20 protein-coding genes are annotated in these 25007 nt (G+C 72.9%); 7 read left to right on the top strand and 13 right to left on the bottom strand.

The window, feature by feature from the left end; translation table 11 throughout:
* Nucleotides 1-218: 218 nt before the first annotated feature.
* Nucleotides 219-2021, top strand: a complete 1803-nt coding sequence (locus ACYVOO_RS28350) for an acyl-CoA dehydrogenase (protein WP_461018548.1) — start codon at nt 219-221, stop codon at nt 2019-2021.
* A 77-nt stretch (nt 2022-2098) separates the two neighbouring features.
* Here ACYVOO_RS28350 and ACYVOO_RS28345 read toward each other — a convergent pair whose 3' ends face one another.
* Both ACYVOO_RS28345 and ACYVOO_RS28340 read right to left on the bottom strand, forming a co-directional pair.
* Entirely contained in the window at nt 2099-3661 is a 1563-nt protein-coding gene (locus tag ACYVOO_RS28345) for an LCP family protein (protein WP_461018547.1), read from the bottom strand.
* 177 nt (nt 3662-3838) lie between these two features.
* Nucleotides 3839-5386: an FAD-dependent oxidoreductase gene (locus ACYVOO_RS28340; RefSeq protein ID WP_461018546.1), complete on the bottom strand. Its 1548-nt coding sequence runs from the start codon at nt 5384-5386 to the stop codon at nt 3839-3841.
* Between the two features lie 304 nt (nt 5387-5690).
* Between ACYVOO_RS28340 and ACYVOO_RS28335 the strand changes: the two genes are divergently transcribed.
* From ACYVOO_RS28335 to ACYVOO_RS28325, 3 genes are all read left to right on the top strand, one after another.
* The gene (locus ACYVOO_RS28335) at nt 5691-6650 is read left to right on the top strand and encodes a DUF6227 family protein (RefSeq protein ID WP_461018545.1); all 960 of its coding nucleotides are present in this window, start codon (nt 5691-5693) and stop codon (nt 6648-6650) included.
* A complete protein-coding gene (locus tag ACYVOO_RS28330) occupies nt 6647-8149 on the top strand; it encodes a sulfatase-like hydrolase/transferase (protein WP_461018544.1) in 1503 nt (500 codons plus the stop codon). The genes ACYVOO_RS28335 and ACYVOO_RS28330 overlap by 4 nt, the downstream gene beginning before the upstream one ends.
* A gap of 143 nt (nt 8150-8292) precedes the next feature.
* A complete protein-coding gene (locus ACYVOO_RS28325; RefSeq protein WP_461018543.1) occupies nt 8293-9627 on the top strand; it encodes a transglycosylase family protein in 1335 nt (444 codons plus the stop codon).
* Here ACYVOO_RS28325 and ACYVOO_RS28320 read toward each other — a convergent pair.
* From ACYVOO_RS28320 to ACYVOO_RS28295, 6 genes are all read right to left on the bottom strand, one after another.
* Nucleotides 9617-9898, bottom strand: a complete 282-nt coding sequence (locus tag ACYVOO_RS28320) for a hypothetical protein (RefSeq protein ID WP_461018542.1) — start codon at nt 9896-9898, stop codon at nt 9617-9619. The genes ACYVOO_RS28325 and ACYVOO_RS28320 overlap by 11 nt on opposite strands.
* 352 nt (nt 9899-10250) lie before the next feature.
* Nucleotides 10251-10979, bottom strand: a complete 729-nt coding sequence (locus ACYVOO_RS28315; RefSeq protein WP_461018541.1) for an ABC transporter ATP-binding protein — start codon at nt 10977-10979, stop codon at nt 10251-10253.
* Nucleotides 10972-12180 (bottom strand): ABC transporter ATP-binding protein, encoded by a 1209-nt coding sequence (locus tag ACYVOO_RS28310; protein ID WP_461018540.1) that lies wholly within the window; start codon nt 12178-12180, stop codon nt 10972-10974. The genes ACYVOO_RS28315 and ACYVOO_RS28310 overlap by 8 nt, the downstream gene beginning before the upstream one ends.
* Entirely contained in the window at nt 12177-12983 is an 807-nt protein-coding gene (locus tag ACYVOO_RS28305) for an ABC transporter permease (protein ID WP_461018779.1), read from the bottom strand. Before ACYVOO_RS28305 ends, ACYVOO_RS28310 begins: the two co-directional genes overlap by 4 nt.
* Before the next feature lie 173 nt (nt 12984-13156).
* A complete protein-coding gene (locus ACYVOO_RS28300; protein ID WP_461018778.1) occupies nt 13157-14170 on the bottom strand; it encodes an ABC transporter permease in 1014 nt (337 codons plus the stop codon).
* 38 nt (nt 14171-14208) lie between these two features.
* Nucleotides 14209-15810 carry an ABC transporter substrate-binding protein gene (locus ACYVOO_RS28295; protein WP_461018539.1) on the bottom strand — a complete coding sequence of 534 codons (1602 nt, stop codon included), beginning with the start codon at nt 15808-15810 and terminating at the stop codon, nt 14209-14211.
* 971 nt (nt 15811-16781) lie between these two features.
* Here ACYVOO_RS28295 and ACYVOO_RS28290 point away from each other — a divergent pair.
* Complete coding sequence (locus tag ACYVOO_RS28290; protein WP_461018538.1) at nt 16782-17603, top strand: SAM-dependent methyltransferase; 822 nt, start codon at nt 16782-16784, stop codon at nt 17601-17603.
* Nucleotides 17600-19798, top strand: a complete 2199-nt coding sequence (locus ACYVOO_RS28285) for a putative bifunctional diguanylate cyclase/phosphodiesterase (protein WP_461018537.1) — start codon at nt 17600-17602, stop codon at nt 19796-19798. Before ACYVOO_RS28290 ends, ACYVOO_RS28285 begins: the two co-directional genes overlap by 4 nt.
* Before the next feature lie 125 nt (nt 19799-19923).
* On the opposite strand, the gene ACYVOO_RS28280 is transcribed toward ACYVOO_RS28285, so the two are convergent.
* Entirely contained in the window at nt 19924-20847 is a 924-nt protein-coding gene (locus tag ACYVOO_RS28280) for an alpha/beta fold hydrolase (protein WP_461018777.1), read from the bottom strand.
* Between the two features lie 862 nt (nt 20848-21709).
* Between ACYVOO_RS28280 and ACYVOO_RS28275 the strand changes: the two genes are divergently transcribed.
* On the top strand, nt 21710-22915 hold the full coding sequence (locus ACYVOO_RS28275) for an acyl-CoA dehydrogenase family protein (protein ID WP_461018536.1): 1206 nt from the start codon (nt 21710-21712) through the stop codon (nt 22913-22915).
* A gap of 89 nt (nt 22916-23004) precedes the next feature.
* Here ACYVOO_RS28275 and ACYVOO_RS28270 read toward each other — a convergent pair whose 3' ends face one another.
* Genes ACYVOO_RS28270 through ACYVOO_RS28255 form a run of 4 tightly spaced genes read right to left on the bottom strand, consistent with a single transcriptional unit; the run spans nt 23005 to nt 24976 of the window.
* On the bottom strand, nt 23005-23574 hold the full coding sequence (locus tag ACYVOO_RS28270) for a GAF domain-containing protein (protein ID WP_461018776.1): 570 nt from the start codon (nt 23572-23574) through the stop codon (nt 23005-23007).
* Complete coding sequence (locus ACYVOO_RS28265; RefSeq protein WP_453350501.1) at nt 23564-24169, bottom strand: GTP-binding protein; 606 nt, start codon at nt 24167-24169, stop codon at nt 23564-23566. The genes ACYVOO_RS28270 and ACYVOO_RS28265 overlap by 11 nt, the downstream gene beginning before the upstream one ends.
* Nucleotides 24147-24551 (bottom strand): DUF742 domain-containing protein, encoded by a 405-nt coding sequence (locus tag ACYVOO_RS28260; RefSeq protein WP_461018535.1) that lies wholly within the window; start codon nt 24549-24551, stop codon nt 24147-24149. The genes ACYVOO_RS28265 and ACYVOO_RS28260 overlap by 23 nt, the downstream gene beginning before the upstream one ends.
* 8 nt (nt 24552-24559) lie before the next feature.
* Nucleotides 24560-24976 carry a roadblock/LC7 domain-containing protein gene (locus tag ACYVOO_RS28255; RefSeq protein WP_453350499.1) on the bottom strand — a complete coding sequence of 139 codons (417 nt, stop codon included), beginning with the start codon at nt 24974-24976 and terminating at the stop codon, nt 24560-24562.
* Between the last annotated feature and the right edge of the window lie 31 nt (nt 24977-25007).

Raw genomic sequence — 25007 nt, 5'->3', positions numbered from 1 at the left:
GTTCCGGGAGGGCGGGCGCGGGTGCGCGGCGCGGTGCCGGGCGAGCCGTGGCGCGCGGGGAACGGGCCCACGCGCCGTTCCACCGTTGACAGGCACGGCGGGCGCGACTGAGGATAAGCAAGCGCTTAGACGTGCACGCGGAAGCCCCGCGTGTCCGCACGCCGCAGCGCGCCCAGCGCCCAGCGCCCGCCGCCGCCGAACGGGATCGGAAATCCGCCATGGCCACACCCTCGCTCCTCCTCTCCCGCCGGGATCTCGACTTCCTGCTGTACGACTGGCTGGACACCGAGCACCTGGTGCGGCGCCCCCGCTACGCCGAGCACTCCCGCGAGACCTTCGACGCGGTGCTCGACCTCGGCGAACAGCTCGCCACCCACCACTTCGCGCCGCACAACAAGAAGAACGACCAGGAGGAGCCCCGCTTCGACGGGGAGCGGGTGCACACCATCCCCGAGGTCAAGGAGGCGCTCGAAGCCTTCGCCAAGTCCGACCTCCTCGCCGCGCCCATGGACGAGGAGTTCGGCGGCGCGCAACTGCCCCAGGTGGTGGCGACGGCCTGCTTCAGCTTCTTCCAGGCGGCCAACGTCGGCACCTCCGCCTACCCCTTCCTCACCCTCGGCAACGCCAGGCTGCTGTGCGCCCACGGCTCCCGCGAGCAGGTGGACACCTTCGTACGGCCCATGCTCGCCGGGCGCTTCTTCGGGACGATGTGCCTGTCCGAGCCGCAGGCGGGCTCCTCGCTCGCCGACGTGGCGACGAAGGCGGAGGCCAGGGACGACGGCACGTACCGGCTCACCGGCAGCAAGATGTGGATCTCGGGCGGCGACCACGAACTGGCCGAGAACATCGTCCACCTCGTCCTCGCCCGCATCCCCGGCGGACCGCCCGGGGTGAAGGGACTGTCCCTGTTCATCGTGCCCAAGTACCTGGTGAACGCCGACGGTTCGCTCGGCGAGCGCAACGACGTCGTACCGGCCGGGCTCAACCACAAGATGGGCTACCGCGGCACGACGAACGCGCTGCTCAACTTCGGCGAGGGAGCGCACCGTCCGGGCGGCGAGGCGGGCGCGGTCGGCTACCTCGTCGGGGAACCGCACCGCGGGCTGGCCTACATGTTCCACATGATGAACGGCGCCCGCATCGGCGTCGGCGCGGGCGCGATGGCCCTGGGCTACACCGGCTACCTCAAGTCACTCGACTACGCGCGCGAGCGCCCCCAGGGCCGCCCCCTCGCCGCGAAGGACCCGTCGACGCCGCAGGTCCCCATCGTCGAGCACACCGACGTGCGGCGGATGCTGCTCGCGCAGAAGTCCTACGTGGAGGGCGCGCTGGCCCTGCTCCTGTACTGCTCCCGGCTCGTCGACGAGCAGCAGACAGCCGAGTCCGAGGAGGCGCGCGCCCGCGCGGGGCTGCTGCTGGACGTGCTGACCCCGATCGCCAAGAGCTGGCCCTCGCAGTGGTGCCTGGAGGCCAACAGCCTCGCCATCCAGGTGCACGGCGGCTACGGCTACACCCGCGAGTACGACGTCGAGCAGCACTACCGCGACAACCGGCTCAACCCCATCCACGAGGGCACCCACGGCATCCAGGCCCTCGACCTGCTCGGGCGCAAGGCCGTCATGAACGGCGGAGCCGGGCTGGCGGCGCTCGGCGAGGCCATCGGGGAGACCCTGGAGCGCGCCCGCGAGGCGGGCGGCGAGGCCGCCACGCTGGGGGACGCGCTGCGCGCCGCCTGGGAGCGGGCGACCACGGTCACGGCGGAGCTGTGGGCCACCGGCGACCCGGAGACGGCGCTGGCCAACGCCTCGGTCTATCTGGAGGCGGTCGGGCACACCGTCGTCGCGTGGATCTGGCTCGGCCAGTTCCTGGCCACGGGAGACGGGGACGACGCCTTCCACCAGGGCAAGCGGCAGGCGGCGCGCTACTTCTTCCGGCACGAACTGCCCAGGACGGGCCCGCAGTTCGACCTCCTCGCCAGTCTGGACCTGACCACCCTGGAGACCGACCCGGCCTGGCTGTGAGGACCGGCCGACCGGCGGTGAGGGCCCGCCACTCCACGCGGCGGAGACCAGTCGGGGACCGGGACCGGAGCCCGGGATCACCCCCGGCCCGTGTCCTTCCCCGTGTCCTCCTGGGCCCCTCCGCAGCCGAGGCGGTCGCCGGTGACGGGGGCGCCCTCGACGCTGCTGCGGTCGAAGACGACCGGGGCGACCTCGGTGCCCTCCGTGCCCACGCGCACGGTCGGCTCGGGCGCGTGTCCCCGCTCGGCCTGGAGGACGGCGCCGGGCAGCGCGGCGGCCAGTGCCTGCGCGTCGCGCTCGCGGTGGGGTTCGTGGACGATCCGCGTCGGGCCGCGCGTACCGGAGCCCTCCCCCTGCCCCTCCTGGCCGCTCTGGCCGTCGAGGACGCGGAAGCCGTTGTCGCGCAGGCCCCGTGCCACGCGCGCCGCGGCGTCGCCGTCGCCCTCGACCCGCACCTTCCCCGGCTCCACCGCGATGGGGCGCACCCCGTCCTTCGGCGAGGTCTGCGGGTTGCCGGTCAGCGGGCGGTCTGCGCGCAGATCGGCGAAGAGGGCCCTGGCGCGCGGCCCGTCCCACAGCAGCGTGGAGCCCCAGACGGGCACCCGGTGGTCGAACTCCGCCATGGGCACGGTCGCGAACTCGGTACGCCGCGCGGTGAGTCCGCGCAACTGCCGCCCCAGCGACATCAGCTTCGCCGCCGTCAGGCCCTCGTCGGCGCGCACGGAGCGGCGCAGCGCGAGGGCTGTGCGCGCGAGCGCCGCCGGGTCGTCCGCCGTCGCGCGTGTCAGCGCCGTCAGCATCCGGCCCAGCAGGTGCTGCTGACGGCGCACCCTGCCCAGGTCGCCGGGCGGGGAGACATGGCGGGCGCGGACGTAGCGCAGGGCCTGGCGCCCGTCGAGCCAGTGGGCGCCCGCCGCCAGCTCGAGCCCCGCGTTCTTGTCCCGCATCGGCTTGTCCGCGCACACCCCGGCGCCGCCGAGGTCGTCGACGGCCTCGACGAAACCGGCGAAGTCGGTGAGCGCCCAGTGGTCGACGCGTACCCCCGTGGCCCGCTCGACGGTGCGTGCCGCGAGGCGGGGGCCGCCGTGCGCGAAGGCGCTGTTGATCTTGCCGGGGTGGCGGGTGTCGGCGGGCCGCCCGTCCGTCTCGCGCGCCTTCTCCCCGCCGTAAGCGCCGGCGGCACCGGCGAGCAGCGCGGTGTCGTCGTGCCGCGCGAAGCCCACGTACGAGTCGCGCGGGATGCTCACCACGCGCACGTGCCGACGGTCCTCGGAGATGTGCATCAGCATCATCACATCGGTGCAGTCGCACTCCTTCCCGTTGACGTGCAGCGCGTCCTTGGTGTCCGGGGAGAGGCCGCGGCGCCTGTCGATGCCCATGAGGAGGACGTTCAGCCCGGGTCCTCGCGCGGGCCTGGACTCCTCGCCGGGTGCGGCTGCGGGCACGGCAGCGGCAGCGGGGACGGGGACGGGGGCCCCGGCGCGGGAGGGTGCCACGCCGGGGCCCGTACCGCCCGCGTCCGTCGCCGCGCCGCACGTGAGCGCCGCACAGAGTGCCGCCGCGAGGACGAACCGGCGGGGACGCGCGGCGCGGGCGCCGGTGAGGGGGACGCGCGGGTGGACACGGGAGAGGGGGGTCACGGGCAAGAGCACCTCCGCGGAACGGTCGTGCCGCATGCTAGGCACGCCCGCGCTCCCGCCCGCGGTTCATCGGGGCCCCTGGCCCGCCCGGCTCACCCGGGCAGGTCAACGGCCGATCGGTCATTCGTATTCTTCACGCGGGCAAGCGCCACGCTCACCGCGCTGTCACCCGTACCGTCACTCGTACTCCTCGCGCCGCTCCAGCGGCCGGGTGGCTGGCCCCTGGATGACCTCGCCCTCGATGCCGAAGCGCGACCCGTGGCAGGGGCACTCCCACGCGCACTCGGCGTCGTTGAAGCGCACCAGGCAGCCCAGATGGGTGCAGCGCGGCGACAGCGCGCGCACCTCGCCCTCCGGGGTGCGGTGCACGGCGCAGCGCCGCCCCTGGATGCGCACGATGGCGCCGGTGCCGGGCGCGATGTCCTCGACGGAGTCGACGTAGGACGAGCGCAGCCGGTCGCCCACGAAGCGCCGCGCGACGGCCGACTGCATGCGCAGCATCGCGGGCGCCTCCCGCGGCCTGAGCCTGCACGGGTCGTACAGCCGCGCCCACGGCGGGGGCTCGTCCCCGGTGAGGAGCGCGGTCAGCAGTTGCCCCGACAGCACGCCGCTGGCCATGCCCCAGCCGCCGAACCCGGCGGCGACCCAGGCGTGCTGGGAGGCGGGGTGGAAACTCCCGATGTAGGGCACGCGGTCGGCCGTCTCGTTGTCCTGCGTCGCCCAGCGGTGCATGAGGCGTGCCTCGGGGAAGTGCTCGTACGTCCAGGCGGCGAGCCGTTCGTAGCCCGCGCTCACCGAGCCGATGCCGGGCATGCCGGGGGCGAACTTCTCGCCGGTGACGATGAGCAGCCGGTGCCCGTCGCGGAACGGGTAGGGCGCGGTGCGCACCGAGCGGGTGCCGCGCTCGGGCGTCAGATAGCAGCCGCCCGGGTCCCGCTCCTCGGGGAGCATCGCGGAGACGACCAGTTCGCGGCGCGGCGCCAGCCGGGAGAACATCAGCGCGCGGTCGAAGACGGGGTAGTGGGTGGCGACGACGACATCGCGGGCGACCACCTCGGCGCCGTTCTCCGCCGTGACCCGGCAGGGTGTGCCCTCGTCGAGTCCGGTGACGCGGGTGCGCTCGTGGATGCGCCCGCCGCGGCGCACCAGGTCCTCGGCGAGCGCCAGCAGGTACTTGCGGGGGTGGAACTGGGCCTGGTCCGCCACGCGCACGGCGGCGTGCACGGGGAACGGCAGCCCGGTGTCGGTCACATAGGCGGCGGGCAGCCCGGCCTCGGCCGCCGCCTCGGCCTCGGCGCGGATCTCGTCCTCGTGGTACGGGGAGTCGACGTAGGTGTAGGCGGGGACGCGCTCCAGCTCGCACTCGACGCCCAACTCCCGTGCCACGTCCGCCAGATGCTCGACGGCCTGCTGCTGCGAGCGCGCGTACAGCTCCGCGCCCTCCTCGCCCTTGGTGGCGCGCAGGTGGGCGTAGATCAGGCCGTGCAGCGCGGAGACCTTGGCCGTGGTGTGGCCCGTGACCCCGGCGGCCACGCGGTCGGACTCCAGGACGATCACGCGCTGCCCCGCCCTCGTCAGCTCCCACGCGACCGAGAGTCCCGCGATCCCGCCGCCGACGACGACGGTGTCGGCCTCGGTCACGCTGTCCGGGGCGAGCGGCGGGTGGGGTGCGCCCGCGGCGGAGAGCATCCAGTACGACTCGTAGCCGACGGGCAGCGTCGTCATGGCCGCGCTCCCTTCTGGGCCGCTCTGTCGACCACTCGTGAACCGTTCTGTTGTTCGTATCCACTCTGTGGTTCCCGTTTATCCGCGAGTCATCCACAAAGAAGGGCACCGTGTCACCTCGCACTTACACGCCCGACGGGCCGCGCCCCTGCCTCTTCCGGCAGGTCGGCGCCCCAACAGGCCCGCACATACCGGTTCTTCCGCGTTCCGGAAACCCTCGTTTCCGCCCCCGTTCCGCTGCCACGGCGCTACGGTGTGTGCCCGCGGGGAACAGTCGGTTGCTGCACACCGGGAGGGATCCGCGATGAGCGAGGGAACAGAGCTGATGGCGCCTGCCCTGCATCTGGACGGGCTGCTGGCACGCGCCCTGAACCCGTTCGACGTCTCCGACAGCGCGCTGGCGCGGCTCGGGGACGCGGTCCTGTGCCAGGTCGAGCTGAATGGCTGGCGCCACCGCAACACCCCGCCGCCGACGCTGCGTTGCAGCAGCTTCCGGCACATCTTCCTGCTCTCCGACGGCAGCAGCGAGCTGCTGTGGGAGCTGCGGTACGACAGCGAGGAGGGCGACGGGCGGCGGCTGTACGAGGTCTACGAGACCGAGGGGTCGCTGCGGCTGGCCGAGCGCCGCGTCCACCGGCTGATGGGCGACGGCATCCCGGGCGCGGGCGGCGGGCACGCGCCCTGGGACGGCGAGGACTTCACGGACGACGGCGATGTCCCGGGCGGCCACCACGGGCACATGGATCATGAGGGTCATGCGGCATACGAAGCACACGAGGCGCACGAGGCGCACGAGGGCCGGGACGCGTGGGACGACGGCGACGAGGAGCCGGGCACCCGCCACCGCTCCGGCGGCGGCGGTCCGGGCCGCATCTCGTTCGACTTCCTGACCGGCACCGCGCGGGGCCCGCACCGGCGCCGCGCCTACGGCGAGGGCGACTCCCCCGAGCACGCCCGCCGCCTCCTGCGCCGCGCGGAGAACCCGGACCGGCCGGGCGACGAGGTGCTGCGGCTGCTCGCCACGGCCAGGGGCCACGAGATCCTGCACATGCCCCAGCCGCACGCCCCGGCACACGCCTGGCACGTGTGGTGCTCCGTGTACGAGCACGCCTTCCTCCTCGCCGACGGCAGCGAGATCAGCCTGTACGAACTGGAGCACAACATGTCGGGCTCCGGGCACCTGGTGTGCGAGGTCTATCTGGAGGAGTCCGTGGCCGATCAGGCGGCGCACCGGCGGGCACGCGACCGCGGCTTCGAGCTGTGACGGGCGCGCCGCGCCCCGGCACAGCCTCCCCGCACGCCGACGCACCGCACACGGAAGCGCCGCACATCGGCGCCCCGCACACCGAAGCCCCGCACGTCATCGTCGTCCTCACCGACCAGCAGCGCTGGGACACCACGGGCGTGCACGGCAACCCCGCCGACGTCACCCCGGAGTTCGACCGCATGGCCCGCGCGGGCACCCACGTCGAGCACGCCATCACGCCGCAGCCGGTGTGCGCGCCCGCGCGGGCCGCGCTCCAGACGGGGCGCTGGCCGACGGCCACGGGCGTCTTCCGCAACGGGCTCGCGCCCGACCGCGAACTGCCCACGCTGGCCTCGTCGTTCCTCGCCGCCGGATACACCACCGGCTACCTCGGCAAGTGGCATCTGGCCGCCGAGGCGGGCGGCGACGGGCCCGTACCCGCCGCTTACCGCATGGGGTACACGCACTGGCTGGCCAGCGAGCTGCTGGAGTTCACCTCGGACGCATACCGCACCGTGCTCCACGACGAGGACGGCGAGCCCGTCCGGCTGCCCGGCTACCGCTCCGACGCGCTCTTCGACGCCGCCATCCGCTTCGTCGCCGATCACGGCGAGGACGAGCGGCCCTTCCTGCTGTTCGTCTCCCTCCTCGAACCGCACCACCAGAACGCCACCGGCGACCACCCGGCGCCCGAGGGCTACGCCGAGCGCTACGCGGGCACCTGGCTGCCGCCCGACCTGGCCGCGCTCGCGCACGGCGCGTCGGACGGCGGCCCGCACCGCCACCTCGGCGGCTACCTCGGCCAGGTCAAGCGGCTCGACGAGGGGCTCGGGCGGCTGCGGGACGCGCTGCGCAGCATGGGCCTTACGGACCGCACGGTGCTCGCGTGGACCTCGGACCACGGCTCGCACTTCCGCACCCGCAACGACGAGTTCAAGCGCTCGGCGCACGAGGCGTCCGTCCGCGTGCCCCTCGCGCTGACAGGGCCCGGCTTCACGGGCGGCGGGCGGATACGTCGCCCGGTGAGCACCCTCGACCTCGTGCCGACGCTGATGGAGGCAGCAGGGGTGCCGGTGCCCGCGAGCGTGCAGGGGCGCTCGCTGCTGCCGCTGGTCGGGGGCGGCGACGATCCGGGGCGCCCCGAGGAGGTGTTCATCCAGATCAGCGAGTCCCACGTGGGCCGCGCCGTGCGCACCGCCCGCTGGAAGTACGCGGTACGCGCCCCGGAAGCCGACCCCTGGAACGAGCCGGGCGCCGACCGCTACACGGAGTCCGAGCTGTACGACCTGGACGCCGACCCGTACGAGCTGACGAACCTGGCGGGCCTCACCTCGCACCGGCAGGTCGCCGAAGCGCTGCGCGAGGCGCTGCTGCGCCGCATGGAGCACGCCGGGGAGAAGCGGCCCGTCATCGAGCCCGCGCCGGAGCGCGCCGGGGCCGCGCGTGGCACCGACCCCGAGGTACGCGCACTGCCGTGGGAGGGCGTGCGGCTCGGGCACCACGGGCGCACCACGTAACCCGCCAGGGGGCGCGTCACGGAGCGGGAGTGCGGGACTCCGGTAAGCCGCTGTGAGCCCTTGTGACCTTCTTCGGGGCGCCTCTATCGTGGGCGCGCCCGGCACGCCCATCACTGCGCGCCACTTGACCGGAGGTTCCGGCTATGACCGCTCGGGGACGCCACCGCCGCCACAGGCCCAGCACTGTCACACGCGCCTCGATGAGGGTCACCGCGGGGGGCGCGGGCCTCGCCATCCCCCTGGTGGGGGCCCACTTCGCGCAGGCCGCGCCCGTCGAGACGTGGAACAAGGTGGCGGCCTGCGAGAGCGGCAACAAGTGGGACATCAACACGGGCAACGGCTACTACGGCGGGCTCCAGTTCTCGCAGAGCACGTGGCGCGCGTACGGCGGCACGGCCTACGCGGCGCGCGCCGACCTCGCCACGAAGAGCGAGCAGATAGCCGTCGCCGAGAAGGTGTTAGAAGGCCAGGGCCCCGGCGCCTGGCCCACCTGCGGGCCCCGGGCCGGGCTCAGCCGCGGCAGCGCCGATCCTGACAGCGGGCAGAAGGCCGCCAAGGCCGCGTCCGAGTCGAAGTCCAAGTCCGCGTCCGAGCCGAAGTCGGACTCCGCTTCGAAGTCCGCGAAGGCCAGGGCCCAGGAGGAGAAGGCCGAGGAGCGGGCCCGTACGGACGCGAAGGCACGCGCGGAACGGGCCAGGCAGGCCAAGGCGGACCGCGCGAAGCAGCCGACGACGTACGAGGTCGTCAGCGGCGACAGCCTCTCCGGCATCGCGGAGGCCCGCTCGGTGGAGGGCGGCTGGCAGGGGCTCTACGAGCGCAACCGCTCGACCGTCGGCGACGACCCGGACCTGATCCTCCCCGGCCAGGACCTGCGCCTGACCGGCGCGGCGGAGAAGGCCCCGAAGGCGTCGGGGTCCTCCTCGGGCACGGCCAAGAAGCCGGAGAAGACCGAGAAACCCGAGAAATCCGGGAAGGCCGACAAAGCCGAGAAGGCGGCGAAGCCGAAGAGCGAGTCCAAGAGCGCGTCCAAGTCCGCTGCCAAGGCGCAGGACAAGAAGGCGGGTTCGTCCTCGTCCGCGACGGCGCCGGTCAGCGGGGTCTCCCCGAGCACGCCGTACCGCGCCTCGGGCAGCAGTTGGTCGTCCGGGTACCACACGGGCGTCGACTTCCCCGTCCCCACCGGCACGACGGTGAAGGCCGTCACCAGCGGCAAGGTCGTCTCCGCCGGGTGGGCCGACTCGTACGGCTACCAGGTGGTGCTGCGCCACGCCGACGGCAAGTACAGCCAGTACGCGCACCTGTCGGCGATCTCCGTACGCGCGGGCCAGTCCGTTGACACAGGGCAGCGCGTCGGGCGCTCGGGCTCGACGGGGAACTCCACGGGCCCGCACCTGCACTTCGAGGTGCGTACGGGCCCCGGCTACGGCACCGACATCGACCCCCTCGCGTATCTGCGGGGCAAGGGCGTCAAGATCTGACGCGGTCTCCTCCTGCCCCGTTCGCTTCGTCCGCTTCCCCGTTCCGCCGCTCGCGTCGGCGCCGCACCAGGACGACCACGAGGTCCACGAGCGCGAACAGCGCGAGCGCGGCGGAGATCAGCGTCAGGGTGCGCAGCGAGCCGCTGGAGGGCGCGTCGTGCGGGCCGCTGTGCGCCGTCCAGTACCAGAACACCGCCGTGCCCGCGAGGAAGACCGGCGTGAACAGCGACGCCAGCAGCAGGCGCAGCCGCAGCGCGCTGCGCGCGGTCACGGGCTCGTCTCCCTGCCGATGACCAGCCATGCTGCTTACCTCCTCTCCCTCCAGTGTCACTCGCCAGCGCGGCGTGCGGGGTGGTCTGGGCACGGAGGGGGGCCGGGTGCGAAGCGAAGCCCCGCAGTGCGGGGACCACGGGCCGGTGTCGCGGATGCGGCGCCACTGGGCGGGACCACCCCGCATACGCGGGGGCCGCAGTGCCCGCAGCGCCCGGGGACCATCCCCGCATGCGCGGGGACCACAGGAGCTGACCTAGGGTTTTATGCTGGCGAGCGGCGGAATTTGCCCGCTCCCGCAGGCTCCGGCATCTTGGGCACAGCGCTCCAATACTGTCAACGTTCGCCCCTCCTCACGGCTCCCGGCCCGTCGCAGCGTCGGCCCGACAGCGGTGAGGGCTCGTCGTGCGACCAGCCGCCGCGGCGGCGGACAGCGCGGCGTGCTCGACCGTACGGTCGCACCAGCGCTCCAGCAGGGTCCGGTCGTGCCCGACGGCGAGCAGCGCGGCGCCGCTCTCCCTCCGGTACTCCTCGACGACCGCGACCAGCGCCGCCGTCGTCGAGGCGTCGAGCATCGCGGTCATCTCGTCGCAGACCAGCAGCCGTGGCCGCAGCACGAGGGCACGGGCGAGGCAGGCGCGCTGGAGCTGTCCGTCGCTGACCTCGTGCGGGCGCCGGGACAGCAGGTCGCCGCCCAGCCCCACGGACTCGGCCAGCCCGCCGACGCGGGAGGGCGTCCCGGCTGAGGGGGCGCCCGTGGCGCGCAGCGGCTCGGCGATCAGGTCGGCGAGGGTGAGCCGTGGGTCGGCCGCCATGCGGGGCTGCTGGAAGACGACGCCGACGGCGGTGCGCTGGGCGCGCGGCGCCCGGTGCCGCCAGCCCCTGGCGGGCTCGCCGCCGAGGCGTACGGTGCCCGCGTAGGGGCGGTGGAGCAGTGCAGCGACCCTCGCGAGCGTGGACTTGCCACACCCGCTGGGCCCGAGAAGGCCCACGGAGCCCCCGTCGGGGACGGTCAGGGAGACCTCGCGCAGCACGGGGGCGCGGCGGTCGTATCCGGCGGTGACGTCGCGCAGTTCAAGCATGGGTGGCGTCCACATCGGCTTCGTGCGGGGCGGTGTCGCGCGGGGAGACCTCGTGCGGGACGGCCTCGTGAAGGGCGGCCTCCGGCTCGGGGCCGGGGCCGGAGCCCGGTGCCGGGTCCACGTCCGGCGCGTGGTGGCAGGCCACGCCCCCGGTGAGCGCGGGGACGGCGGCGCAGACGTCCGAGGCCCGCGCGCAGCGGGGCGCGAAGGCGCAGCCGTCGGGGAGGTCGCCGAGTTCGGGCGGCATGCCGGGGATCGGCCGGAACGCGCGCTCGGGCAGCGCGTCGAGCAGGCCCCGCGCGTACGGGTGCCGGGGTCCGGGCGCGCCGAAGAACGGCCGCGCCTCCGCGAGTTCGACGACGCGGCCCGCGTACATCACGGCGACCCGGTCGGCGATGCGCTCGGCGGCCGACAGGTCGTGCGTGATGATCAGCAGGCCCCGCCCCTCGTCGGCGTGCCCGCGCAGCTCGTCCGCCGTGCGCTCCACCAGATCGCGGTCCAGGCCCGTGGTCGGCTCGTCGGCGACGAGCAGCGGCGCGTCCCCGACCAGCGCCAGCGCCGTCGCGGCGCGCTGGGCGAGGCCGCCGGAGAGCTGGTGCGGGTAGCGGTCGAGGTGGTCGGCGGGGAAGGCGGCCCGCTCGGCCGCCGCCTCGGCCGCGCGCGCCAGCTCGGCGCGACGGGCACGGGCCCGGGAGCGGGCGCGGGTGCGGGCACGCGCGGGGGCAGAGGCGGGGGCGCGGGGGCCGGTCAGCTCCCGCACGGTCTCCTCCAGTTGGGCCCGTACCGTCCGCACGGGCGTGAGGTGCCCGGCCGGGCTCTGCGGTACGAGCCCGACGCGACGGCCCCGTACCGTACGGGCGAGGGTGCGCTCGTCGGCGGTGAGCAGGTCGATGGCGCCGGGGCCGACGGCGGCACCGTCGGCCGTACCCGCGTCGTCGGTGCGGCCGGCCAGCAGCGCCGCGCCACGGGTCTCCGCGTTGCCGGGGAGCAGCCCCAGCAGCGCGGAGGCCAGCACGGACTTGCCGCAGCCGCTCTCGCCGACCAGCGCGAGGCACTCGCCCGGCGCGAGGTCGAAGGAGACGCCGGAGACGGCCGCGACGTGTCCGCCGCCGCGCATCCGGAAGCGCACGGACAGGTCCCGTACGGACAACAGCGGGAGGTCGGCACTCACTGCTTCGGCACTCACTGCTTCGGCACTCATAGCATCAGCTCCGATCGGCGGCGCGGGTCGATCCGCTCGCGCCAGGCGCCCGCGAGCGCCGCGATGGCGAGCGTGGGCACGATGATGAAGAGACCGGGGAAGAGGGTCGGCCACCAGTCGCCCGCGAGCAGCGTGCCGCGCGCGTCCTGGATCATGTTGCCGAGGCTGGCCCGGTGCGTGGGCAGCCCGAGCCCGAGGAAGGACAGCGCGGACTCGTGCCAGATGGCGTGCGGCACCATCAGCACGGCGGCGAGCCCCGCCTGCGGCAGCACCCCCGGCAGCAGATGGCGCACCGCGACGCGCAGCCGCGAGGCACCGCCGGAGACGGCCGCGTCGATGTACGGGCGCGACCGCAGCGACAGCACCTGGGCCCGCACGATCCGCGCCGTGGACAGCCAGTGCGTGAGCGCCACCGAGACCACCACGGGCCAGACGCCGGGCCGGAACATGGCCACGATGAAGATGCCCAGGAGCAGGTGCGGCACGGAGGAGAAGACGTCCACGACGCGCATCACCAGCCGGTCGGCCCGACCGCCCAGCGCCCCGGCCAGCGAGCCGACGGCGGTGCCGATGACCGTCGCGACGAGCGCGGCGACGACGCCGACGAGCAGCGAGACCCGCAGCCCGTAGACGCAGCGCAGCAGCACGTCGCGGCCGTTGTCGTCGGTGCCGAAGGGGTGGGCCCAGGACGGTGGCCGCAGCTTCGCCGCGAGGTCGACGGCCTGCTCGTCCAGCGGGAAGAGCGGCGGCACGAGGAGGACGGCGAGGACGATCGCGGCGACGAGCAGCGCGGACCCGCGCAGCCGGGCGGCACCCGAGCCGGAGCCGAGGCCGGTTCCGGAACCGTCGCGAGCCGTCCGCCGGAAGCCGCCGCGCCCACGCGCGGCACTCCGCCACGGGCCCCGCGCCTCCCCGGCACCCGAATCCCCGCTCGCGCCCACGTCCGTCGTCGCCTCCGCCGTACGCTCTCGCGCCTTCACAGCTCCTCCAGCGCCACGCGGGGGTCGGCCAGCCCGTACAGCAGGTCGGAGAGCAGGTTCCCGGCGAGCACCGCGACCGTGGCGAGCGTCGTGAGGGCCGCGAGCAGGGGAAAGTCCGTCGACGTGGCGGCCTCGACGGTCGCCGAGGCGATGCCGGGCCAGCTGAACACCGTCTCGACGAGCAGCGCCCCCGTGATCAGCTCAGGCACCCGCGACCCGATCAGGGTCAGCACCGGCAGCAGCCCCGAGCGCAGCGCGTGCCCCAGCAGTACGGTGCGCTCGCGCAGCCCCCTCGCCCGCGCGCCGCGCACCGGGTCCTCCTCCAGCGCGTCCACGACGCCCTGCCGCACGTACAGCAGGAACCACGGGAGCTGGGAGGCCGCCAGCACGGCCGCTGGCAGTGCGAGGTGCCGGACGAGGGCGCCCGCCGTGACCGTGTCGCTCCCGGTGTCGGTGAGGCCGCCCGCCGGAAGCACGCCCAGCTGGAGCGCGAACAGCCAGATGCCCAGCAGTCCGAGCCAGAACGGGGGCGCGGCCTCCAGCGTGTAGGCGGCGGAGGTGACCGTACGGTCGAGGAGACCGCCCCGGCGGCGGGCCGCCGCGACCCCGAGCAGGGTGCCGGCGAGCACCGCCAGCGCGAAGCCGACCGCGCACAGCAGGACGGACCAGCCCAGCCGTTCGCCGATGACCTGGGCCACCGGCTGGCGCAGCGCGGTCGAGTCGCCCAGGTCGCCGTGGAGCGCGGAGGTGACCCAGTGCCACCAGCGCTCGGTGAAGGGGCCGTCGACGCCGAGGTTGCGCCGCAACTGGTCGAGGGTCTCCTGCGAGGCGTTGAGCCCGGCGGAGCCCGCGTACTGCTGCACGGGGTCGAACGGGGAGGCCGCCGCGACGGCGAAGACGCCGAAGGTGACGGCGGCCAGCACCGGCACGGCCGCCAGCAGGCGCCGTCCCACGAGCCGGGCCGCCGGGCCCTTGAGCGAGCGGCGGCCACCCGGGGCGCGCCGGGCCACCGCCGCCTCGCGTACCGTCCCCTCCCGTACCGCTGCCGTCACTTCTCGCGCTGCCAGTCCTCGACGTTCCACCAGGGGCCGGCGCCGAGGCCGTGGTCGTGCGGCTCGACCTGCGTGGTGAGGTTCTGCCAACCGTCGCCGACGACGTAGACGTGGTCGATGTGGTCCAGGAAGGTGTAGCCGGGGTTCTTCGCCAGCTCCTTCTGCACCGTGTCGTACGCCGTGGCGCGGGTGTCCTCGTCGCGGCTGCGGCGGGCCTTGTCCAGGGCCTCGTCGACGGTCTTGTTGTCGTAGTACGCCATGTTGTTCCAGCCGTCGCCCGCCTGCGACGAGTGCAGCGTCGGGTAGAGGTCGAAGTCCGGGTCGGCGGGGAAGCCGTTGCCCGCGAGCATCGCGTCGTGCTTCAGCTTGGGCTGGATGACCTCGCGGCTGCCCGCCTGCACCTTGACGTCGATGCCCGCCTTCTTGGCGTCGGAGGCGTAGGCGAGGGCGTGGTCCTGACGGAGCTTGTCGCCGGAGAAGTACCAGAGGGTGAACGCGGCGCGCTCGCCGTCCTTCTCGCGGATGCCGTCCTCGCCCGGCTTCCAGCCCGCCTTGTCGAGGAGCTTCTTCGCGGCGGAGAGGTCGTGCGCGCGCTCGGTGCCCTTGGCGAACCAGGGGCTGTCGGTGGGCAGCGGGCCGTAGGCGGGCTTGCCCGCGCCGTTGAGGATGGACTTGACCATGGCGTCGCGGTCGACGGCGAGGTCGAGGGCGCGGCGGATGTCGGTGTCGCCCGTCACCTTGTTGCCCGTGGGGAGGGTGACGGCGCGGTAGTCGGCGGTCTTGGCGTTCAGGGTGCGCTTGCCGCTGTCGCCCTTGAAGGACTTGGCGAGGTTGGGCGGCAGGATCGCGCCGTCGAGATCGCCGGAGCGGAGGCGGGTGGCGCGCACGTCGTCGTCCTCGATGACGGCGACGGTGAACCGCTTCACCTTCGGCGCGCCGCCCCAGTAGCGGGGGTTGGCCTTGAAGCTGAGCTTCTCGCCCTTGCGCCAGCCGGTGAGCACGTACGGGCCCGTGCCGACCGGCTTGGTGTTGTACGGGCCCGAGTTGACGTCCTGGCCGCTCGCCGCCTTCTTGGACGCGATGGGCAGGACGGTGCGCTCGGCGAAGGCCGCGTAGGGGTACTTCAGCCGGAAGACGACCTTGTGGTCGCCGTCGGCCTTGACGCTGTCGAGGGCGTCCAGCTCGCTCTTGGAGGCGTTGTTGGTCTTCTTGTCGAGGATGGTCTCGTACGTGAAGACCACGTCATCGGCGGTGAAGGGGGTGCCGTCGCTGAACTTCACGCCCTCGCGGAGGGTGTACGTGTATGTCTTGCCGCCGTCGCCGACCTCGGGCAGGCCGGTGGCCAGCGCCGGCTTGAGCTTCATGTCGGCGTCGTGGGTGAGCAGCCCGTCGAAGATCTTCGAGTTGCCCTCCTTGCCGTAGCCGAGCAGCGGGCTGAGGGTCTCGGGCTCCTGGGCCACGCCGACGGTCACCGCGTCCTCGGCGCCCACGCCGCCGCCCGCGCCGTCGCCGCCCGGCGCCGAGCACGCCCCGGCGCCCGCCAGCACCACCGCTGCCGTCGCACTCGCGGCGACTGTCCGTACCGTCCGGGCCGTCATGCGTCACACATCCCTGCTGATAATCAACTGTTATTGCGAATGCCTCGCAATTAAACATCATGCCCATGCGAACCCCTTCGCGGGGTGCGGAAGGAAACGAGGGTGCTTCGTGCGTCGGGGGTGTTGCGCGGGACGGCTGGCCGGTGTGGTGGGTGCCGTAGGGTCCCGCGCTGATTTTTGTGCCGCTTCACGCAGGGGGTGGCGGGGCGCCGTTTCCGGGTGCGGGCCGGTGGCTACGGCGCGGCGTGTGGTGACGGTGCGTCGCGGCTGGCGCCGCGTGATTCCGGGTTTCGACCGTGGTTATGGGGCCCGTGTGTGGTGGGGGTCGGCGCCGCGCCGGGGTGTCTCCTCGGCGTGAAGGTCTCGTTTACGGCTTCCCGCCGGTGACTTGCTCGACCTGCGGGGACACCCCACCGCACCACCTCCCACCCGGTGGCCAGCCTCCGGTCCGCTCCAACTGTTGTGGGCAGGCGTTCCGCATGGCGAGGGGGCACCTCCCAGCGGTAGCTGGGGGAGGGTGGGCACAACCCACCCACCGGCCCGCAGCACGCGAACGAAACCCCGAGGGGCACCGGGGACGCGCTCCGTTTCGGGCGCGCCCGCGCGCAGGGGGCCCGGGTGCGCGCGTCCCCGGGGCGCACCCTCAAAGGCTGCCGCAACCCCATGGCGAGCCGCTCCTACGTGGTTTACTCTTCAACCGCCGCCCGTTCCATTCCACTTGGCCGGAGTCCGCGCCTTCCGGACCGTCTGGCGGACCCCACTGGCGGGTAATAAGCCTCCGAGGAACGGGCGCGGTGCCGGGAGTCAGCACGGCGATGACGAAGCCGGGGCGCTATGCCCCGGTAACTCCCGCACGAGCTGACAAGATCCAGCCGTAGAGTTCCCGTTTCCTTCCAACCACAGTGTCAGGGTCAGTAGCCTCATGACCCGACGGGAAGCCGCGGAGAGCTGAACGAGCTGGAGACCCCTAGATGGAACGTCCCGCCTGGGCCCCACAGGGCATAGACCTGAACAAGCCGAGCGTGTCCCGCATGTACGACTACTATCTGGGCGGATCGCACAACTTCGAGGTGGACCGCGCCGCCGCCGAGCGCGCCATCGCCGCGTGGCCGGGGCTTCCCAAGATCATGCAGGCGAATCGTGCCTTCATGCGCCGCGCGATCCGCTACGCCATCGGCGAGGGCGTCACCCAGTTCCTGGACATCGGCTCCGGCATCCCCACCTTCGGCAACGTCCACGAGGTGGCCCAGACCACCGATCCGGCGGCCCGCGTGGTCTACGTCGACAACGACCCGGTCGCCGTCGCGCACAGCCGCGCCGTGCTGAACGGGAACGAGGGCGCCGACATCGTCTCCGCCGACTTCCGCTCGCCGCAGGACATCCTCGACAGCCCCGAGTTGGAGCGGCTGATCGACCTCGACCGCCCCGTGGCGCTGATGCTCGTCGCGCTGCTCCACTTCATCGAGGACCGCGACGACCCGTGGAAGACCGTCGCCAGACTGGGCGACGCGCTCGCCCCCGGCAGCCTGCTCGTCGTCACCCACGCCTCGCCCGGCGAGAGCCCGAGAAACGACGGCGGCACGGGCATCCAGGAGGTCTACCGCAAGGCCAGCTCCCCGCTCGTCATGCGCTCCCACGAGGAGATCGCGCGCTTCTTCGACGGCTTCGCGATGGTCGATCCCGGACTGGTGACCCTCCCCCACTGGCGACCGGACAGCCCGCCCGAGCTGGAGGACAGCGTCGTCCTCAGCGGGTTCGCGGGTGTGGGCCGCAAGGCGGGAATCGACGGGTGAATTCCGGGCCGCACGAGCGCCACGGGCTCGACGAGAAAGAGACAGACACACAGCCGCACGACGGCCTCCGCAGGTTCGCGACGATCTGGAGCCGCGCCATCTATCCGGCGACCCAGACCTCCATGACCCGCGCCGAGTTCGCCGACTACCTCTACCCGCTGGCGCGGAAGCTGGCCGAGGCCCTGCACGCGCAGCCGTTCTCGCCCGCCGTGGGGCGCGAGGTCGGCAAGGCGCTGGTGGAGGGGCACTGCACCAGCCCGGACGCGCTGCCGCACGCCCTCGGCGTCGTCGAGTCGTACCTCGCGCTGTACGCCGCCGACCCGGAGGCCGCGCCCGTCCTGCCGGCCGACGAGGCGGGCGCGCGCTGCGCGCGCCTCCAGCACGCCATCGCGGCGGGCTTCTCGCAGACCCTGCGCGACCGCACGCTCGGCGAGCAGGAGTCGCTCTCGCGCGCCGCGCTGGCCGCGCAGACCGCCGTCGAGGAGGCGCTGCACGCCAGCGAGACGCGGTTCCGCGCGGTGTTCAAGGACACCACCATCGGCATCAGCATCGCCGACATGGACGGCCGCATCCGCGACGCGAACGGCGCGCTGGCCCGCATGTTCGGGCGCTCCGAGGAGGAGATGCGCAGGCGGAACGTCAACGAGTGGGTGCACCCGGACGACGCCCCCGAGGTGTGGCGGCTCCACCGCGAGCTGGTGCGCGGCGAGCGCGACCACTTCCGCGTCGAGAAGCCGTACCAGCGCCCCGACGGCACGGTCCTGTGGACCAACCTCACCGTCTCCCTGCTGCGCGACGCCGACGGCGAACCCCGCTACCAACTGGCCCTGATGGAGGACATCACCGAGCGCAGGCTGCTCCATCTGCGGCTGCGCTACGAGGCCACGCACGACGAGCTGACCGGACTGCCCAACCGCACCCTGTTCTCCGAGCGCCTGGACCGCATCCTCTCCTCGTCCAGCGGGGTCAAGCGCTTCGGGCTGTGCTATCTCGACATCGACGGCTTCAAGGCGGTCAACGACAGCCTCGGCCACGCGGTCGGCGACCAGTTGCTGATCTCCGTCGCCGAACGGCTCCAGTCCTGTACGGCGGCGCCGGGGCACCTCGTGGCGCGCATCGGCGGCGACGAGTTCGTGGCCCTGATCACCGACCCTGCGGGCCGCGAGGACGTCACCGAACTGGCCCGTCAGGCACTGGCCGCGCTCGCGACCCCGATCACCATCGACGGGCGCGATCTGTCCGTACGGGCGAGCATCGGCATCGTCGAGGGGCCCAGCGGCGAACTGCGCCCCGAGGAGGTCCTGCGCAGCGCGGACATCACGATGTACCGGGCGAAGGACGCGGGCGGCAACCGCTACGAGCTGGCCGACCCGGACTCGGACGCGCGCGCCATAGACCGCCACAGCCTCACCAACCATCTGCCGGGCGCGCTGGAGCGGGACGAGTTCTTCCTGGAGTACCAGCCGCTGATAAGGATGAGCGACGGTCGGGTCGACGGCGCCGAGGCGCTGGTCCGCTGGAAGCACCCGGTCCACGGCAGGCTGGGCCCTGACCGCTTCATCCCCCTCGCCGAGCACACCGGGCTCATCGTGCCGCTCGGGCGCTGGGTGCTGGAGCAGGCCGTGCGCCAGGCGTGCTCGTGGCAGGAGCGGTACGGGAGCGCGCGGGCCCGGCAGGACCGGCCGCTGCGGGTGAACGTCAACCTGTCGCCGCGCCAACTGCACCACCCGGACCTGGTGCAGGACACCATCAGCGTCCTGGAGGCGGCCGGGGTCGCCCCCTCCTCGCTCTGCCTGGAGGTCACCGAGAGCGCGCTGATCGGGGCCGACGAGGACGAGCTGAAGCCGCTGCGCCAACTCGCCGAACTGGGCGTGGACATCGCGCTGGACGACTTCGGCACCGGCTACTCCAACCTCGCCAACCTGCGGCGGCTGCCCGCGACCACGCTGAAACTGGACCGCTCCTTCACCCAGGGGCTCCAGCGCCACCCCGCCGACCCGGTGGACGTCACCTTCGTGGAGGGCATCGTCTCACTGGCGCACGCGCTGGGACTGGCCGTGACGGTGGAGGGCGTGGAGACGGAGCACCAGGCGGACCAGTTGCGCGAACTGGGCTGCGACACGGCACAGGGCTGGTTCTACGCGCGGCCCGCCTCGGCCGACGAGTTCGCCCACGACTGGGCGGCCTCGGCCTGACGGGGCGGCCGGCGCTGACGCTGACGCGTCCGACGGGCACGGCGGCCGGACGCGTCAGCACCGTCGGACGTCAGCGCCGTCGGACGGCTCCGGCGCTCCTGCGCGCGCCGGACGGCCGAGCCGCGTCAGACGTGCTTGTCCAGCCACGCCAGCAGGTCGGCCTGGACCTCGTCCCTGTTGGTCTCGTTGAGGATCTCGTGCCGCGCGCCCGCGTAGCCGCGCCAGGTCAGATCGCGCAGCCCCCGGTAGCGGAAGTCCTCCAGGAGTTCGTAGACCAGCGTCATCCCCTGGTTGCAGGGGTCCTGGTCGCCCACCGCGATGTGCACCGGCAGTTCGCGGGGGACGCGGCCGAGCTGCTCCGGATCGTTGATCTTGCGTGACCCGCGCACCCAGTCCAGGGCGAGCCCGGCGCTGAAGGGGAAGCCGCAGCGCGCGTCGACGGCGTAGACGTCCACCTCCTCCTCGTCGCGCGAAAGCCACTCGAAGCCGGTGCGGTGGGGGTACGGGTCGTTGAAGGAGCCGAAGAGTTCGGGGACGAAGTCCGAGGCCGCGTCCCTTCCGCCCCGCTCGATCTCCCGCTCCAGCCGCCGGATGTCGGTCTCCGCCTCGCTGCCCGGCAGCGAGCGGAACGTCCCCGACAGGACGAGCCCGGCCAGCTCCTGCCCGTACTCCTGCGCGTAGTCCCGGGCCAGCTGCGAGCCCATGCTGTGCCCGAGGAAGACGAGGGGAAGGCCCCCGGGCAGTTCGGCCCGCACGCGGTCGCCGACCGCCTTCAGGTCCTCGACCGTCGCGCGCCAGCCGCTCTCCCCCACCACGCCGTAGCCGCCGGTGTGCTGGGCCGTGCCGCCGTGGCCGCGGTGGTCGGACGCGGCCACGGCGTAGCCGTGCGCGGTCAGGTAGCGGGCGAAGCGATCGTAGCGCTGGGCGTGCTCGGCAGCGCCGTGCGCGATCTGCACCAGGGCGCGTGGTGTGCCCTGCGGCAGCCAGGTGTAGGTGGCGACGGGTGTACCGTCCGCCACCGTCGTGAAGTCCCGCCGCGCCTCGTCCACTGCCACGTCGCCCGCCTTCCGTCGTCCCGCCGGTCGCGTCAGACCGCTCACAGGCGGTAACCGTAGTGGCAGGTGCGGTCGGCGGGAAGAAGACGGCCCGCGGCATCGTCGCCACGGTCACCGCCCGCCCGTGCGCCGGCAGGAACCGACGCATCGAACTCGTGGGGGATTCAAGGCGGCGCGGGCTTCTCGTATCCGGTCCAGGGGTATTCGATATCCAGACGGACGGGCTCGCGACAGCCCTCGGTCTTCTCGGTCTTCTTGTTCGACGGCACCGGGATACGGTCCCAGGCACTGCCGTCGTAGCCGGGACGATGAAATCCCTCCGGACGCCTGTCGGGGTTCTCCGACCACCGGAAGCGCCATTTCGAGTTCAACAAACGGCAGTACGGCGAGTCGTCGCGGTTCCCCGGAGTGCGGTCCGGTGCCGCGATACGGCACCAGCGCCGTGCGCGCCGGTTCACGGTTGACCGTGAAGAGTGTCGGGTTCCCACCCCACTCCCCGCGCCGCGCGGCGCCTGATCATCAACGGCTTCGCACAGTTTCTCTCACCTCGCCTATAACACCCTCATTCAGCGGCGCATCGGAACACGCCAACGTCACTGGGAATAGGGCTATGCCAATGGGTAATGCTCGGGGGGTACTGAACACGCCGTCAGATCGCGAACAACTCCCACTCCCCGCCCCGAACGGTCCGGCTCGGTCAGAAAAGGAAAAACCTCCGGTCGCAGCCGCCGCCAGCCCATGCGTTTCCCGGTGCCGTGCACGGGACATCCGCCGGACTCGTCGGGACGGGACCGCTGCCGATGAAGACCCTCCGTCTGTCACCCCGGCGGAGGCACACCGCGGAGGAGGGCTCGTCATGGATCGATACTTCACGGACCACCGTCACCAGCAGTTGCGCGCTGCGGTACGGGAGTTCGCGGAGCGGGAGGTCAAGCCCCGGATACCGGCGATGGAGGCGGACCGCACGGCGTCCCTGCCCCTCTCCCGGCGCATAGCCCGGCAGGGGTGGATAGGGGCCACCGTCCCCAGCGCGTACGGGGGCATGGGTGCTGGCCACCTCGCCAAGACGGTCATCATCGAGGAGCTGTCCCGGGTCAGCGGCGCGATGGGCGCGATGGTCCAGGCGTCCCAGCTCGGCGCCGCGAAAATCATTCACTTCGGCAACGAGGAGCAGAAGAAGACCTGGCTTCCCGCGATCGCCTCCGGCGACTGCCTGCCCACCATCGCCGTGACCGAGCACGGATCCGGAGGCCACGTGCTGGGCATGACCAGTTCCGCGGTGCGCGACGGCGACGAGTGGGTGCTCAACGGCGGCAAGGTCTACGTCGGCAACAGTCACGTCGGCGATCTGCACGGTGTGGTCATGCGCACGGGCCCGGGTTCCCAAGGACTGACGGCCTTCCTCGTCGAGTCGGACCGCCCCGGCTGCGTCCTCGCGCGCCAGCGCGAGACCATGGGCCTGCACGGCTTCAGCTTCGGCGAACTGCGCTTCGAGAACTGCCGCGTCCCCGCCGCCAACGTCCTCGGCGAGGAGGGCGACGGGCTCTCCGTCGCGTACTCCTCCAGCGTCCTGTACGGGCGGGCCAACCTCACCGCCGTCTCCCTGGGCATCCACCAGGCGATCCTGGACGAGACCACGGCCTTCTGCGCACACCGGCAGCGCTACGGCTCCGCGCTGGCCGACCTCGGTGCCATCAAGCTCAAGCTGGGCCAGATGCAGTCCCGGCTCATGCTCGCGCGGCTCGCCGCCTACCACGCCGTGCATCTGCTGGACCAGGGCGTGGCGTGCGACGCGGAGCTGATGAACGCCAAGCTGGTGAACGTCGAGTACGCGCTGGACTCGGCCCGCAACGCCATGGAGATCCACGCCGCCTGCGGCCTGTTCACCGACCGCCCCGTGGAGCGCTATCTGCGCGACGCGCACCACATCTTCGCGCCCGCCGGCACCTCCGACATCCAGCGGCTGCGGCTGGGCGAGGTGGCCATGGGCACCGCGAAGGGCTCCTGGTCGGACCGGCTCGCCGACGTGGTGCGGAAGGATCCGAGCCCGGCGCTGCCCTGACACCCCGGCCCCCGGCCCCCTGCCCTCCTGCGCCGCCCCGCCCGTCCCTCGTCCGCGTGCCCGGGAGAAGGGCGGGGCACGGGGCCAGGTCAGACGGCCCCCAGTTCCCTCCGGCGGATCTGCTCCACCAGTTCGGCGGCCATCGACTTGATGGTCTCCAGCCCCTGGCGCCCCCACGGCCGGGGCTCCTGGTCGACGACGCAGACCGTGCCGAGCGCCATGCCGGTGCGGTCCATCAGGGGGGCGCCGAGGTAGGAGCGGATGCCGATCTCGTCGACCACGGGGTTGCCCGCGAAGCGCGGGTAGTCGCACACGTCCTCCAGCACCAGCGCCTTGCGTCGCACGATCACGTGCGGGCAGTAGCCGTGGTCGCGGGCCATGACGCGGCCGGGCTGCGCGGAAGTGGAACCGGAGGGCTCCAGCTCGACGGCCTGGTCGACGGCGGGCGTGTAGAGCCCGGCGAAGTACTGCCTGTGCTCGTCGATGAAATTCACCATCGCGTACGGAGCACTGGTCACCCGGGCCAGGTTGCGAGCGAAGTCGTCGAACTCGGGTACGGGTGCGTCGCCGATCCCCAGCTCCCTCAGCCGCACGACCCTGCGGGGCGCCTCGGCGTCCTCCGGGGTGAGCAGGAGGTGGCTGGTCGGGTCATACGACATCGGGGCCATGCGCGCTCCTTGAATCGATCAGATGTTGGACGAGGGACACCAGCACCTGGGTGCCGGAGCTGGCCTGCCGGGCGTCGCAGAGCACCACAGGCACGTCGGGTTTGAGGTCTATGGCGGCGCGCACCTCCTCCGGGTCGTACCGGAAGGAGCCGTCGAACTCGTTGACGGCGATGATGAAGCCGATCCGCCGCCGCTCGAAGAAGTCCACGGCCGCGAAGCAGTGTTCGAGCCTGCGGGTGTCGGCGAGCACCACGGCGCCCAGCGCCCCGGCCGACAGCTCGTCCCACATGAACCAGAAGCGCTCCTGGCCGGGGGTGCCGAAGAGGTAGAGGACGTGGTCGGCGCCGAGCGTGATGCGCCCGAAGTCCATGGCGACGGTCGTCGTGGACTTGTTCTCCACGCCTTCCAGGCTGTCCGTCGCCGCGCTGATCTGGGTCAGCAGTTCCTCCGTGCTCAACGGCTCGATCTCGCTCACCGCGCCGACGAGGGTGGTCTTGCCGACCCCGAAGCCGCCCGCGACCAGGATCTTCAGCGCGGTCGGGAACGGATCGGCGCCGCTCGCCTCAGAGTCGTTTACGGAGCCCATCCAGCACCGCCTCCAGCAGATCTCGGTCGGTCGGGTCGGCCCCCCGCGCCGTGTGCGTGGGGGCTCGCGCGGTGATGGCGCCGCAGTCCACGAGGTCGGACAGCAGCACCTTGGTCACCACCGCGGGCTGCCGTATCTGCGCGGCGAGTTCGGCGACCGAGACGGGCCCGCCGCACAGCCCCAGCACATGGCTGTGGTCCGGGCCCAGATAGCTCTGGGGGCGCGACCCCGTGGCCATCACCAGGGTCATCAGGTCGAAGTGTGCCGAGGGCTTGGTCCTGCCGTCGCAGACCGTGTACGGGCGGATCAGCCGGCCGGCCTCGTCGTCCAGCCAGGGCCCGCCCCCCACAGGGTCCACGGGGTCCACGGGGTCGCCTCGCATGTCGCGGCTCAGTGTCCGGCCGGCTGCCTGGCCGGGGTCGCCAGGTAGGGCCGGACGCTCTTGACCAGCATCGCCATCTCGTAGCCCAGCACGGCGGCGTCGGCGTCCCGGTCGGCGAGCACGGCCAGGCACGCCCCCTGCCCCGCTGTGGAGACAAAGAGGAGCGAGTTCTCCAGCTCGACCACGACCTGCCGTACCTCACCGCCCTCGCCCAGGCGCACCCCTGCGCTGCGCGCCAGGGAGTAGAGGCCGGAGGCGAGGGCCGCCATGTGGTCCGCCGTATCGGGCTCCAGACCGTGCGCGGACTTCACCAGGCCGTCCGAGGACAGCAGGAGGGCACTGTGCGAGTGCGGCACGCGCTGGACGAGTCCGGTCAGCAGCCAGGAGAGATCTGTCGGCTGGCCGATGGGCGCTTCGCTCACCATGATCGCGTTCTTCTCCTTGGGGCGGATGGCC

The organism is Streptomyces daliensis (genome assembly GCF_054782395.1).
This window is presented reverse-complemented; position numbering and strand designations above follow the sequence as displayed.